Below are 13,359 nucleotides of genomic sequence, written 5' to 3'. Positions count from 1 at the left end.
TTTAATCAGATCACAAAATCACCTAAAATCGCCCGCTCGCAGCATATCCACTATGCCATTTTATCTTTTAACGCAGGCCAATCATGACTAACAGCAATCGCATCAAGCTCACATGGATTAGCTTTCTCTCCTACGCACTGACCGGTGCGTTGGTTATTGTCACCGGGATGGTGATGGGAAACATCGCCGATTATTTCAATCTGCCTGTTTCCAGTATGAGTAATACCTTCACCTTCCTCAATGCCGGCATTTTAATCTCTATCTTCCTTAACGCCTGGCTGATGGAAATCGTCCCGTTGAAAACGCAGTTACGTTTTGGCTTTCTCCTGATGGTGCTGGCGGTTGCCGGTTTGATGTTCAGCCACAGCCTGGCGCTGTTCTCGGCGGCGATGTTCATTCTCGGGGTGGTTAGCGGCATCACCATGTCGATTGGTACGTTCCTGATAACGCAAATGTATGAAGGGCGTCAGCGCGGTTCCCGCCTGTTATTTACCGACTCCTTCTTCAGCATGGCCGGGATGATTTTCCCGATGATTGCCGCGTATCTGCTGGCACGCAGCATTGAGTGGTACTGGGTTTATGCCTGCATCGGGCTGGTGTACGTCGCTATCTTTATTCTGACCTTCGGCTGTGAGTTCCCGGCGCTGGGCAAACATGCGCCAAAAACGGACGCTCCGGTAGCGAAAGAAAAATGGGGGATCGGCGTGCTGTTTCTCTCCATTGCGGCACTGTGCTACATCCTCGGTCAGTTAGGTTTTATCTCCTGGGTGCCGGAGTATGCCAAAGGTTTGGGCATGAGCCTGAATGACGCTGGCACGCTGGTGAGTAACTTCTGGATGTCGTACATGGTTGGCATGTGGGCATTCAGCTTTATTCTTCGCTTCTTTGATCTGCAACGCATTCTGACCGTACTGGCTGGTCTGGCTGCGATTCTGATGTATGTCTTTAACACCGGAACACCGGCACATATGGCGTGGTCAATTCTCGCCCTGGGCTTCTTCTCCAGCGCGATCTATACCACCATCATCACCCTGGGTTCACAGCAGACCAAAGTACCATCGCCAAAACTGGTTAACTTTGTCCTGACCTGCGGAACCATCGGCACCATGTTGACCTTTGTGGTTACCGGACCGATTGTTGAACATAGCGGTCCACAGGCAGCACTGCTCACTGCAAACGGTCTGTACGCTGTGGTATTCGTGATGTGCTTCCTGTTAGGTTTTGTCAGCCGTCACCGTCAGCACAACACCCTGACCTCTCATTAATTGCTCATGCCGGGCGGCGCTATCGTCGTCCGGCCTTTTCTTCTCTTCCCCCGCAACGTGCCTTCATCTCTATAAAACCTTTCATTTTGTGTGTTTTTTACACAAACATGAAATATCAGACAATTCCGTGACTTAAGAAAATTTATACAAATCAGCAATATACCACTTAAGGAGTATATAAAGGTGAATTTGATTTACATCAATAAGCGGGGTTGCTGAATCGTTAAGGTAGGCGGTAATAAAAAAGAAATCGAGGCAAAAATGAGCAAAGTCAGACTCGCAATTATCGGTAACGGTATGGTCGGCCATCGCTTTATCGAAGATCTTCTTGATAAATCTGATGCGGCCAACTTTGATATTACCGTTTTCTGTGAAGAACCGCGCATCGCTTATGACCGCGTACACCTCTCGTCTTACTTCTCTCACCACACCGCCGAAGAGCTGTCGCTGGTGCGCGAAGGCTTTTACGAGAAACACGGCATCAAAGTTCTGGTCGGCGAACGCGCTATCACCATCAACCGCCAGGAGAAGGTGATCCACTCCAGCGCCGGGCGCACCGTTTTTTATGACAAGCTGATCATGGCGACCGGTTCCTATCCGTGGATCCCGCCAATCAAAGGTTCTGATACTCAGGACTGCTTTGTCTATCGCACCATTGAAGACCTCAACGCCATTGAATCCTGCGCACGTCGCAGCAAGCGCGGTGCCGTTGTTGGTGGCGGCCTGTTAGGGCTGGAAGCCGCTGGCGCGCTGAAAAACTTAGGTATTGAAACCCACGTTATCGAATTTGCCCCTATGCTGATGGCGGAACAGCTTGATCAGATGGGTGGCGAGCAGCTGCGTCGCAAAATCGAGAGCATGGGTGTACGCGTTCACACCAGCAAAAACACCCTTGAGATTGTGCAGGAAGGTGTCGAAGCGCGTAAAACCATGCGTTTTGCCGACGGCAGCGAGCTGGAAGTTGACTTTATCGTCTTCTCTACCGGTATCCGTCCGCGCGATAAGCTGGCAACCCAGTGTGGTCTGGACGTTGCTCCGCGTGGGGGTATTGTCATTAATGATTCCTGCCAGACTTCCGATCCGGATATCTACGCCATCGGTGAATGCGCAAGCTGGAACAACCGTGTATTTGGTCTGGTAGCACCTGGCTACAAAATGGCGCAGGTCGCCGTTGACCACATTCTCGGCAACGAAAACGCCTTTGAAGGTGCTGACCTTAGCGCCAAGCTGAAACTGCTGGGCGTAGACGTAGGCGGTATTGGTGATGCGCACGGTCGCACGCCTGGCGCACGTAGCTACGTTTACCTCGACGAAAGCAAAGAGATCTACAAACGCCTGATTGTCAGCGAAGACAACAAAACCCTGCTCGGCGCGGTACTGGTGGGCGATACCAGCGACTACGGTAACCTGCTGCAACTGGTGCTGAACGCTATCGAGCTGCCGGAAAACCCGGATTCCCTGATCCTGCCAGCGCACTCTGGTAGCGGTAAGCCGTCTATCGGTGTTGATAAACTGCCGGACAGCGCGCAAATCTGCTCCTGCTTCGACGTCACCAAAGGCGACCTGATTGCGGCCATCAACAAAGGCTGCCACACCGTTGCGGCGCTGAAAGCCGAAACCAAAGCGGGTACTGGCTGCGGTGGCTGTATCCCGCTGGTCACTCAGGTACTGAACGCGGAACTGGCGAAACAGGGCATCGAAGTTAACAACAACCTGTGCGAACACTTTGCTTATTCGCGTCAGGAACTGTTCCATTTGATCCGCGTTGAAGGCATTAAAACCTTCGAAGAACTGCTGGCGAAACACGGCAAAGGCTACGGTTGTGAAGTTTGTAAACCAACCGTCGGTTCGCTGCTGGCCTCCTGCTGGAACGAATACATTCTGAAGCCGGAACATACTCCGCTGCAGGATTCTAACGACAACTTCCTCGCTAACATCCAGAAAGACGGCACCTACTCGGTGATCCCGCGTTCTCCGGGCGGTGAAATCACCCCGGAAGGGCTGATGGCAGTGGGTCGTATCGCGCGTGAATTTAATCTCTACACCAAAATCACCGGCTCCCAGCGCCTGGCGATGTTTGGCGCACAAAAAGACGATCTGCCGGAGATCTGGCGTCAGCTGATTGAAGCAGGCTTCGAAACCGGTCATGCCTATGCGAAAGCACTGCGTATGGCGAAAACCTGCGTGGGTAGCACCTGGTGCCGCTACGGTGTTGGCGACAGCGTCGGCCTCGGCGTGGAACTGGAAAACCGCTACAAAGGCATCCGTACGCCGCACAAAATGAAGTTTGGTGTCTCCGGCTGTACCCGTGAATGTTCAGAAGCTCAGGGTAAAGACGTGGGTATTATCGCCACTGAAAAAGGCTGGAACCTGTATGTTTGCGGTAACGGCGGCATGAAACCGCGTCATGCGGATCTGCTGGCGGCGGATATCGATCGCGAAACGCTGATCAAATACCTCGACCGCTTCATGATGTTCTACATCCGTACCGCCGACAAACTGACGCGTACCGCACCGTGGTTAGAAAACCTCGAAGGCGGCATCGATTACCTGAAAGCGGTGATCATTGACGACAAACTGGGGCTGAACGCACATCTGGAAGAAGAGATGGCGCGCCTGCGTGAAGCGGTAGTGTGTGAGTGGACCGAAACGGTCAATACGCCGTCTGCGCAGACTCGCTTCAAACACTTCATCAACAGCGACAAGCGTGACCCGAACGTGCAGATGGTGCCAGAGCGCGAACAGCACCGTCCGGCAACGCCGTATGAACGTATCCCGGTAACTCTGGTGGAGGACAACGCATGAGCCAGTGGAAAGACATCTGCAAAATCGATGACATCCTGCCTGAAACCGGCGTCTGCGCGCTGTTAGGTGACGAGCAGGTAGCAATTTTCCGCCCGTATCACAGCGATCAGGTGTTTGCGATCAGCAACATCGATCCGTTCTTCGAATCCAGCGTGCTGTCACGCGGGCTGATTGCGGAACACCAGGGCGAGCTGTGGGTCGCCAGCCCGCTGAAAAAACAGCGTTTTCGCTTAAGCGACGGCTTGTGCATGGAAGACGAGCAGTTTTCCGTCAAGCATTACGAAGCGCGAGTGAAAGACGGCGTGGTACAGCTGCGCGGTTAATGTTTTAACGGGAGGCGCAATGCCTCCCCTTTTTGCATTGTCCTGTAATGACCTTCGGTATATTGCAGGACATTTTTTAAACTTTTTGTTTTATTTTTTGTTTTTATTTTTTAAAGGATAATCAAATGTTTACAGACACTATTAATAAGTGTGCGGCTAATGCTGCGCGCATTGCACGCCTGTCGGCAAATAACCCGCTCGGCTTTTGGGTCAGCTCCGCCATGGCGGGCGCATATGTGGGTCTTGGGATCATTCTGATTTTCACGCTCGGCAATTTGCTCGATCCGTCCGTTCGTCCACTGGTGATGGGCGCAACTTTTGGTATCGCCTTAACGCTGGTGATTATCGCCGGTTCTGAGCTGTTCACCGGACACACCATGTTCCTCACCTTTGGAGTGAAGGCGGGCACCATCAGCCACGGGCAAATGTGGGCAATCCTGCCGCAAACCTGGCTGGGTAACCTGGTCGGTTCCGTCTTCGTTGCCATGCTTTATAGCTGGGGCGGCGGTAGCCTGCTGCCGGTAGATACCAGCATCGTTCACTCCGTCGCGCTGGCTAAAACCACCGCACCGGCAATGGTACTGTTCTTCAAAGGTGCATTGTGTAACTGGCTGGTTTGTCTGGCAATCTGGATGGCGCTGCGCACTGAAGGGGCGGCGAAATTTATCGCTATCTGGTGGTGTCTGCTGGCATTTATCGCGTCCGGCTACGAGCACTCCATCGCTAACATGACGCTGTTCGCGCTCTCCTGGTTCGGCAACCACAGCGAAGCCTACACGCTGGCGGGTATTGGTCATAACCTGCTGTGGGTGACGCTGGGTAATACTTTATCGGGCGCCGTATTCATGGGATTGGGTTATTGGTATGCTACGCCGAAAGCGAATCGTCCGATTGCGGACAAATTTAATCAAACTGAAACGGCTGCCGGTTAATTACTAAGGGGTTTTTACGTGGATCATTTGCCTATATTTTGCCAATTACGCGATCGCGACTGTCTGATTGTCGGCGGTGGTGATGTCGCGGAACGCAAAGCAAGGTTGCTGTTAGACGCAGGTGCTCGCTTAACGGTGAATGCATTAGCGTTTATTCCACAGTTCACCGCATGGGCAGATGCAGGCATGTTAACCCTCGTCGAAGGGCCATTTGATGAAAGCCTTCTCGACACCTGCTGGCTGGCGATTGCAGCGACGGATGATGACGCGCTTAACCAGCGCGTCAGCGAAGCCGCTGAAGCTCGTCGCATCTTCTGTAACGTGGTCGATGCGCCGAAAGCCGCCAGCTTTATTATGCCGTCGATTATTGACCGCTCACCGCTGATGGTGGCGGTCTCCTCTGGCGGTACTTCTCCGGTTCTGGCGCGACTGTTGCGCGAAAAACTTGAATCACTGCTGCCGTTGCATCTGGGCCAGGTGGCGAAATATGCCGGGCAGTTACGCGGTCGAGTGAAACAACAGTTCGCCACGATGGGTGAACGTCGCCGCTTCTGGGAAAAACTGTTCGTTAACGACAGTCTGGCGCAGTCGCTGGCGAACAACGATCAGAAAGCCATTACTGAAACCACCGAACAGTTAATCAACGAACCGCTCGATCATCGTGGTGAAGTGGTGCTGGTTGGCGCAGGTCCGGGCGATGCCGGGCTGCTGACGCTGAAAGGTCTGCAACAAATTCAGCAGGCTGATGTGGTGGTCTACGACCGTCTGGTTTCTGACGATATTATGAATCTGGTACGCCGTGATGCGGATCGTGTCTTCGTCGGTAAACGCGCGGGATATCACTGCGTACCGCAGGAAGAGATTAACCAGATCCTGCTGCGGGAAGCGCAAAAAGGCAAACGCGTGGTGCGTCTGAAAGGCGGCGATCCGTTTATTTTCGGCCGTGGTGGCGAAGAGCTGGAAACACTGTGCAACGCGGGCATTCCGTTCTCGGTGGTTCCGGGTATTACCGCAGCTTCTGGTTGCTCTGCCTATTCGGGTATTCCACTTACGCATCGCGATTATGCTCAGAGCGTACGCTTAATTACTGGACACTTAAAAACCGGTGGCGAGCTGGACTGGGAAAATCTGGCGGCAGAAAAACAGACGCTGGTGTTCTATATGGGGCTGAATCAGGCCGCGACCATTCAGCAAAAACTGATTGAACACGGAATGCCTGGTGAAATGCCAGTGGCGATTGTTGAAAACGGCACGGCGGTCACGCAACGCGTGATTGACGGTACGCTCGCGCAGCTAGGTGAACTGGCTCAACAAATGAACAGCCCATCATTAATTATTATTGGTCGGGTCGTTGGCCTGCGCAATAAATTAAATTGGTTCTCTAACCATTAATTTAAAAAAAATTAACTAAGGCCGGATATTTCTGGCCTTTTTTTATTTACAAACATACTTATATTAATGTTTATTTTCAGCATACATAAAACAAACTTTTAACTAATTTATTTTAATAACGCCCTTCAGTTACAGCGGCTTACAAATATAAGCATAATATTCATAGTCCGTTCACTGACGCATAATAGATATTCCTGTATCGTCTTTAGCGAGCTGTTTGCTTATATTCACATAATCAATGAATATTACTCGATATATTTTACATAGGGAATGAAAATGAACAAGTTTATTAAAGTGGCACTGGTTGGTGCAGTTCTGGCAACATTAACTGCATGTACTGGTCATATTGAAAACCGTGAAAAGAACTGCTCTTATGACTACCTGCTGCACCCGGCAATTTCTATTTCTAAAATCATTGGCGGCTGCGGTCCTACTGCACAGTAAGTCTCTGACTGAAATTAGCTAACGCTGATTTAATTACCTGACGCCCTCGGGATTACCTGAGGGCGTATTTGTTTTTGTATTAACTCCGTAAACGTCATTCACAACGATTAAATACTGCCAATACTCTCACGCAAAATCCGCAGTACCGTCTCCTCACCGCTACGATTTGGATTAATGCGAATCGCGCAATGTTCTAATTGCGGATTCGCCTGACGAAACGTTCCGGAAAGACGGTAAAAGAGCGGTGGGATCTCATATTTCGACTCCGCACCCACCGGGTAAGGCAACGCGCCGCGCTTTTGCGCCTCTTCCAGCACCCTGGCGGCAATCGGCTGATGAAACTCCACAATCAACACCTTCGACTGCGCATTGGCAATGACGGCGCTTTTCACTTCCGCCACCGCGCCACCGTTGAGCAAGGCCAGCAACCGTTCAGATACCCCCGCCTGCACCGCGTGCATCACTGGCGCGAACACCAGCCCACGCAACACTTCCAGCGCCTGAGCGCCCTGAATCTGGCTACCGCCGGAGTAAAGCGTAGCGCGAATCCGACGAATAACATCGGCATCACCTACCACCGCGCCAACACCCTCTGGCCCAAACAGCTTGAAGCAGGAGAATGTCGAGACATTCGCCCCGCATTCGCAGCCGATTCGCGCTACCTTCATCACCGCATAGTTGTCATCGGTTAACGCTGGAACGCCAGACGAGCGCAACGTTGCCAGCACATCTGCCAGCACGTAGCTGTCCTGCGGTTGCTGGCGCGTATGCTGCACCAGCGCAGCATCCGGTTGTTGCGCTTCAATGGCCTGCTTCAGTGCCGCCAGGTCATTGAAATCAGCAGTGATAAGCGTCAGCCCCATCTGCTCAACAATGACCTGAGTCGTCGGATAAACAGGCGCGTCATGCACCAGAAGACGCTGCCCCGGTTTGAGCAAAGCCGCCAGCCCGGCGCGAATCGCTCCAGTCCCCGCGCCCTGCACCAGCGCCGCAGCCTGTGCGTGAAATGCATCAACCAGCACCTGCTCCACCCGTTGGGTAATACGCGGTTGATTCAGACCTGGAGTTAACCCTAAATCACCGCCAGTAAGAAACTCGCTGCCGGGGAAATGGCGACAAATGCTATCCACCAGCGCAAACTGCTTTTGCTGTGCCTCAATAATCGTCAGGCTTTGCAGAGGAAACGTCTTCATCGATGCCTTCCTTAAGCCGGAACGAACAGGCCAAGCCAGTAAAGAACATTCAGCAGGATGCCGGTGATCATTACTGCCACGACCGGTGCCGCCATTTTCTGTACCGGACGGCCCAGAGATTCGTTGAGGAAGTAAATGGCAACCGCGATAGAGAATCCGGTATAACCCGCCATCTTAATTGCTGCGAAAATCGAACCGACCAGAAGAGCCACTTCCATCAGCATATTCATGGCGTTACAGATGTTATCCGACGCATTACGCACCGACGGGTAGCGCCCCAGCCACTTGCCGATCGAACGAAGCAGCAAGACTTCTGCCGAAATAACCACGGCGCCTAATACCGCTGCAACCATCGGATTCGGCGAGAGATAGCCCACCGCATAAACAAAGGTAAAGCCCGCAACTGCATATACGCCGGTGGCTAACGCGGTGGTGGCAATCAACGGCACAAACCCCAGTCCGCGCATAAATTCTGCCAGAGCCGCCTGATTAATCAGCGTTTGCGATTGTTCCGGCGTTACGCCTGCGGAATATGCTTTCTCCAGTGTGAAGATCGAAACTTCGCTACCAGCAAAAATCTTCATGCTGGCAACGGCAGCAATCAATGCCCCCACGATAGCGATATAGGGTAAGTTTTTGATAATCCGCGACGTGCGCTCTTCAAACACCGAAAGCCCACTGGCATCGATGTCATTTTCATCACGATGACGCAGGTCGTGAGTTATCGCGATCCCCAGCAGCATTACCATGCCAATAAAGATTTCGATGGATTCCGGATTGAGATGCGGGAAATAGCGCACGACTACCACACGGGTCATCAGCACAACCACGGCGGCGATCAGACTTTGCTTCCAGCCAAACTGGTAGAAAATCGCCACCAGTGGGAACAGTGCAAAAGCTGAAACCACCGGCGAGCTTAATTCCCCCAGACTACCTAATACATCCACCGGTAGCGCGGTCAGCAGCTGGTTTACTGGCAACAGGCAGGTGAGGATCAATATCCCCCAGATAGCGCCAAGACCAAACGCCATCAGGCTGTTTATCGCCAGTACGCCGAGGATATCGGTAGGAAGAAAGAGTAGCCATGCGTTGAGCAGCCCGGTTTTCAGGGTAAAAGAGATCCCCACCGAGGCCACAAAACCAATGCTCAGACCAAAAGCGATACTCCCCGCCTCGCGACGGTTCATATAGCCTTCAATCAGTTGCGGCAGGATCGGGCGGATGCCGTCATGAAAAACAGCCGCCGAACGATGCGCCAGAAGCGATGTCATACCCGTCAGGCACGCCACCACGATAATCTGAATATACAGATCCATAGTCGTGCCTTTTATTTCAGATGGTTAATCAACATCGGAATCGCGTGTTCGACGTGCTCAACGGAAAGCCCAAACGCCACTTTCCCTTCGGCGATCATTTTGGCGATATGCTCGTCTTTCGCTTTAATGCCCGGCTTGGCAATGGTGCAACTTTTGTTATAGCCAATCACCGCGATGGCAATCGACAATGCCGCGCCCGCACCGGTATTACACGCGCCGATGTAGTAATCCAGTTGCCCGGATTTCACTTTCATTGCCGCTTCCATGTCGTTGTGAATGAAAACTTCAAAACAGCCAGGAGCCGTCGCTTCGATGGTTTTTTTAATCTGCTCACGCTGTAAGCCTGCAACGCCAATCTTTTTCATGAGTCTGTCCTTATTGGAAAAATTGAGAGGGATTTTCACGTAACATCACATCCACATCGGCCTGACTGAATCCTGACTGGCGCAATTGCGGAATAAAGGTGGTCAATAAAAAGTCATAGCCATAACCACCGTTGGCTTTTAAATGGGAGCGGCGCGTAATATCCATCGACAGCATGACGCGGTTCAGCAACCCACGGTCACGTAGCGCATGAAGCATCGCAATACGCTTTTCGTCCGGGTAGTAACTGTTCTTACCAATGGTGTCGAACTGCACGTACGCGCCGAGATCGATCATCTTCAAAATGTTGTCGAGGTTGTCTTTCAGATCGCAGTGACCAACGGTGACGCGCGAAAGATCAACTCCGTGGGCTTGCAACAGAGCCAGTTGTTCCAGCCCCATCGTGCTAAAAGAGGTATGTGTGGAGATCGGGCGTCCGGTCTGGTTATGTGCCAGCGCGGCGGCAATAAACACCTTCTCTTCCAGCGGCGTAATCTTCCCTTCGCTGGAGCCGATCTCCGCGATAATCCCGGCTTTCAGTTCCGTGCCATCGATACCCTGTTCAATTTCATCGACCATCTCCTGCGCCAGTTCCTGCACGCTGCGGGTCGCCACATGTTCCGGGAAAAACGCGTCCTGGTAATAACCGGTACAGGCCACCACGTTGATCCCGGTTTCGCGCATTACATCGAGCATAAATTGCGCATTGCGCCCCATGTAACGGTTGGTCATCTCAATCACATTACGCACGCCCTGGGCCATCAGGTCGTTCATCTCCTGGCAAATGAACGCATACTGATCAAGGCGGCAGTCCACGTTGTTTTTAAAGCCGGAGAGATCAATATGCAGATGCTCATGGGCCAGGGTGTAACCCGTCGGATCAAAACTCATAGGGTGTCTCCTGCAAACCGGAGGGAGGAAAGAAAAGAGCGACCATTTTGTGGCGGTGGCGCACGGAAAAATTCACACACGGTAGCCCCCACATCAGAAAGCGTGGTGCGAACACCAAGCTGCGTGGCAGCCAGGCCTTGCTGAAAAACCAGCACAGGCACGACTTCGCGGGTATGGTGGCTGTGACCGATTGTCGGGTCGTTACCATGATCAGCCATGACGATCAGACAGTCATCTGGCTGCATCGCCTCAACCAGGAAAGCAAGATTACGGTCAACGACTTGCAAACGTTCGGCATAACGTGCGACGTCTTCTGCGTGACCAGCGAGGTCGGTTTCCTGAATGTTGGTGCAAATAAACGCTGTCTGATGGGTGATAAATTCGTCGAGGGTGATATCCATAATCCGCTGGCTATCCACCAGGTTTTGCCAGCTCACGCCATAAGGATTGTTGACGATATCTGCCACCTTACCCACCAGCACGGTTGGCACGCCTGCTTCATACAGTTTTTGCGGCACCTGCACTTTTTCATCGACGCCATAGCCCATATGCACGACCTGGAAACCATTGTCATAAGCGCCAGAACGCGGCGCATTAATACCAATAAAGCGCCCTTCTTTGCTTTCTGCGGCATCGAGAATGCGCTGACTGTCGGTTAACAGGCCGCCAAATGTAATGACCCGACCGACCTGTACCTGGTCACGCACGATACGACCAATTTTCATTGCGTCGTCAAAAGAGATCACAGAGAGATTGGCGGTAATGTTATAGACTTGGCCTAAATCCGCCTCGAGATTATCGCCAATCGCAACCGCCTGATTGACCCACAGAAATTGCAGATCATCGCCACGGCGCTCCACCTGCCAGCCAGCGGAAACTAATGCCTGCTCAACACGGTCAATCACATCGCGAAAGGGCATCCGTAGCGGCGGTAACGGGCGCGTGCCTAAAATTTCCTGATGCCCCATAAAGGTATCGCCACCTTCATGTTGCAGCTCTGCCACACCCCAGGTTGCAGAATCTGACGGCTGCATATCTCCAGGCGCATAACCTAATGCGTTGATTAGCCCCAGCTTCTCCAGCGTTGGTAGCTGCAAATGCGGCAACTGGCTCAGGATGTGACCACAGGTATTCGCCCCGGCATCTTGCGGGCGCACCAGCGTGACATCTTTCATTGCGCCTACGCCAAAGCTATCAATCACTAACACCACGAATCGCGCCATTACGCCCCCAGAGAGTTTCCAAGACTGTCATAACGACCGACGATTTCCGGTTCGCCACGCTGAATACCCGATACCAGCACCACATCACTGCGGGTAACAAAAACTTGTGTACGAAAACAGAGCACTACGGCACTACTCACCGGAAACTCGCCTGCTAACGGCAGGGTGTAGTCGATACTGCTGTCATCTACAGTTTTGAGGTTGGTTTCAGTAATCTTTTGATTTTCTTTAGTAAAAACCAGAGCGCGGTGAGCATGACCACGACGGTAGTAACCGCCGCCGTAGCAGTAGCTGTCGCCACGGAAATGATGGGAGATTTCACTTAACCAGAGCATGGCGATACGTTCAGGCTGGTCGCCCTGCTGGTTTGCCGGAATAGTACCGGTCAGCGCATGCCCGGGTTCGGCATGGGTAACACCGTATTGCGCCAGCAATGGCAGCGAAGTGCAGCTGGTCGCTGAAGGCGCGTTCAGTTGCTCAATCGCAATACCAGATTTCGCCAGTTGATCCCGTGCTTGTACCAGCGTGTGAAGATTCGGTGTTGGCAAAACTTTCCCGGCAGCCTCATCCCAAAGCAGGCAAGGGAAATGGGTAAGCCCCGCTAAATCTAGTCCTGGTAGTTTTTGGATTTCAGCGACAATGTCATGCAACGTGTTTTGGGGAAAACCGCTCTCCTGGCCCGGATAAAGAAAATCATCATCGCTATAAACTTTGAGCAGCACAGACTGCACACGTCCGGCCTTCACCGCTGCTGCAGAGACTTCCCGCGCTTTATCGAGAGTAAACACGGTGATGACGTCAGTTCCCTGTGCAACAGCGTCAGAAACCTGGTGACAAGGGATTTGCACCAGATGTCCCTGATGCGCCACCGGCAGACCGGCGCGGCGCATGACCCGCGCCTCTTTGTAATCCACCGCCACAATGCCGCTGTAGCCCAGTGCCAGAAGTTTTTCCGCCAGCCACGGATTACGGCCAAACTGCTTGGTCATCAGATACAGCTCAATGCCGTAAAGCCGCGCCGTCTCAATCAGCCTCTTACCGTTTTCCAGTATCTGATCCACGTCGACAACCCAACTGTCCGGGGCGATCTTGCCCTGTTGCCACAAGCTTAGTGCGGCGGAAATCAGCGCTGGGTTCTGGCGTTTCAATGCTTCTACAAACATCTTGTTGCCTCGTTTCTATTCCTTGAATTAAACATTCATTTTTTTGAAT

The 13,359-nt window shown here is 52.5% G+C and carries 12 protein-coding genes; 6 read left to right on the top strand and 6 right to left on the bottom strand.

All coding sequences use genetic code 11. The features are described 5' to 3' along the window. The first annotated feature begins 83 nt into the window (after positions 1-83). From tsgA to FFT88_RS02885, 6 genes are all read left to right on the top strand, one after another. The gene (gene tsgA / locus FFT88_RS02910) at positions 84-1,265 is read left to right on the top strand and encodes an MFS transporter TsgA (protein ID WP_130208935.1); all 1,182 of its coding nucleotides are present in this window, start codon (positions 84-86) and stop codon (positions 1,263-1,265) included. Positions 1,266-1,526: 261 nt separating this feature from the next. Continuing rightward, entirely contained in the window at positions 1,527-4,070 is a 2,544-nt protein-coding gene (gene nirB / locus FFT88_RS02905; protein ID WP_000049201.1) for an NADPH-nitrite reductase large subunit, read from the top strand. Continuing rightward, the gene (gene nirD / locus FFT88_RS02900; RefSeq protein ID WP_000084764.1) at positions 4,067-4,393 is read left to right on the top strand and encodes a nitrite reductase small subunit NirD; all 327 of its coding nucleotides are present in this window, start codon (positions 4,067-4,069) and stop codon (positions 4,391-4,393) included. The genes nirB and nirD overlap by 4 nt, the downstream gene beginning before the upstream one ends. A 125-nt stretch (positions 4,394-4,518) precedes the next feature. Then, complete coding sequence (gene nirC, locus FFT88_RS02895; RefSeq protein WP_135405526.1) at positions 4,519-5,325, top strand: nitrite transporter NirC; 807 nt, start codon at positions 4,519-4,521, stop codon at positions 5,323-5,325. 18 nt (positions 5,326-5,343) lie between these two features. Then, positions 5,344-6,717 (top strand): siroheme synthase CysG, encoded by a 1,374-nt coding sequence (gene cysG / locus FFT88_RS02890; RefSeq protein WP_135405525.1) that lies wholly within the window; start codon positions 5,344-5,346, stop codon positions 6,715-6,717. A 276-nt stretch (positions 6,718-6,993) separates the two neighbouring features. Further along, positions 6,994-7,161 (top strand): YhfL family protein, encoded by a 168-nt coding sequence (locus tag FFT88_RS02885; protein ID WP_064527562.1) that lies wholly within the window; start codon positions 6,994-6,996, stop codon positions 7,159-7,161. A 107-nt stretch (positions 7,162-7,268) separates the two neighbouring features. On the opposite strand, the gene FFT88_RS02880 is transcribed toward FFT88_RS02885, so the two are convergent. The 6 genes from FFT88_RS02880 to FFT88_RS02855 are packed head-to-tail and all read right to left on the bottom strand — an operon-like array spanning position 7,269 to position 13,310. After that, positions 7,269-8,354, bottom strand: a complete 1,086-nt coding sequence (locus FFT88_RS02880; protein WP_135405524.1) for an aminotransferase class I/II-fold pyridoxal phosphate-dependent enzyme — start codon at positions 8,352-8,354, stop codon at positions 7,269-7,271. 11 nt (positions 8,355-8,365) lie between these two features. Beyond that, entirely contained in the window at positions 8,366-9,670 is a 1,305-nt protein-coding gene (locus FFT88_RS02875) for a YhfT family protein (RefSeq protein ID WP_135405523.1), read from the bottom strand. Positions 9,671-9,681: 11 nt separating this feature from the next. Continuing rightward, positions 9,682-10,035: a DUF2620 domain-containing protein gene (locus FFT88_RS02870; protein ID WP_000719728.1), complete on the bottom strand. Its 354-nt coding sequence runs from the start codon at positions 10,033-10,035 to the stop codon at positions 9,682-9,684. A 10-nt stretch (positions 10,036-10,045) separates the two neighbouring features. Next, positions 10,046-10,924 (bottom strand): phosphotriesterase-related protein, encoded by an 879-nt coding sequence (locus tag FFT88_RS02865; protein WP_130258686.1) that lies wholly within the window; start codon positions 10,922-10,924, stop codon positions 10,046-10,048. Beyond that, complete coding sequence (locus FFT88_RS02860) at positions 10,921-12,147, bottom strand: phosphopentomutase (protein WP_135405522.1); 1,227 nt, start codon at positions 12,145-12,147, stop codon at positions 10,921-10,923. Before FFT88_RS02860 ends, FFT88_RS02865 begins: the two co-directional genes overlap by 4 nt. Further along, positions 12,147-13,310 (bottom strand): YhfX family PLP-dependent enzyme, encoded by a 1,164-nt coding sequence (locus tag FFT88_RS02855; protein WP_135405521.1) that lies wholly within the window; start codon positions 13,308-13,310, stop codon positions 12,147-12,149. The genes FFT88_RS02860 and FFT88_RS02855 overlap by 1 nt, the downstream gene beginning before the upstream one ends. Between the last annotated feature and the right edge of the window lie 49 nt (positions 13,311-13,359).

The organism is Escherichia sp. E4930, assembly GCF_005845405.1.
GTDB lineage: Bacteria > Pseudomonadota > Gammaproteobacteria > Enterobacterales > Enterobacteriaceae > Escherichia.
The sequence above is the reverse complement of the archived record's forward strand: the minus strand, read 5'-3'. Positions and strand labels throughout refer to the sequence as shown.

Coding starts and splice junctions, on each gene's coding strand:
- tsgA (WP_130208935.1), top strand. CDS start 84: ATGACTAACAGCAATCGCATCAAGCTCACATGGATTAGCTTTCTCTCC.
- nirB (WP_000049201.1), top strand. CDS start 1,527: ATGAGCAAAGTCAGACTCGCAATTATCGGTAACGGTATGGTCGGCCAT.
- nirD (WP_000084764.1), top strand. CDS start 4,067: ATGAGCCAGTGGAAAGACATCTGCAAAATCGATGACATCCTGCCTGAA.
- nirC (WP_135405526.1), top strand. CDS start 4,519: ATGTTTACAGACACTATTAATAAGTGTGCGGCTAATGCTGCGCGCATT.
- FFT88_RS02885 (WP_064527562.1), top strand. CDS start 6,994: ATGAACAAGTTTATTAAAGTGGCACTGGTTGGTGCAGTTCTGGCAACA.
- FFT88_RS02880 (WP_135405524.1), bottom strand. CDS start 8,354: ATGAAGACGTTTCCTCTGCAAAGCCTGACGATTATTGAGGCACAGCAA.
- FFT88_RS02875 (WP_135405523.1), bottom strand. CDS start 9,670: ATGGATCTGTATATTCAGATTATCGTGGTGGCGTGCCTGACGGGTATG.
- FFT88_RS02870 (WP_000719728.1), bottom strand. CDS start 10,035: ATGAAAAAGATTGGCGTTGCAGGCTTACAGCGTGAGCAGATTAAAAAA.
- FFT88_RS02865 (WP_130258686.1), bottom strand. CDS start 10,924: ATGAGTTTTGATCCGACGGGTTACACCCTGGCCCATGAGCATCTGCAT.
- FFT88_RS02860 (WP_135405522.1), bottom strand. CDS start 12,147: ATGGCGCGATTCGTGGTGTTAGTGATTGATAGCTTTGGCGTAGGCGCA.
- FFT88_RS02855 (WP_135405521.1), bottom strand. CDS start 13,310: ATGTTTGTAGAAGCATTGAAACGCCAGAACCCAGCGCTGATTTCCGCC.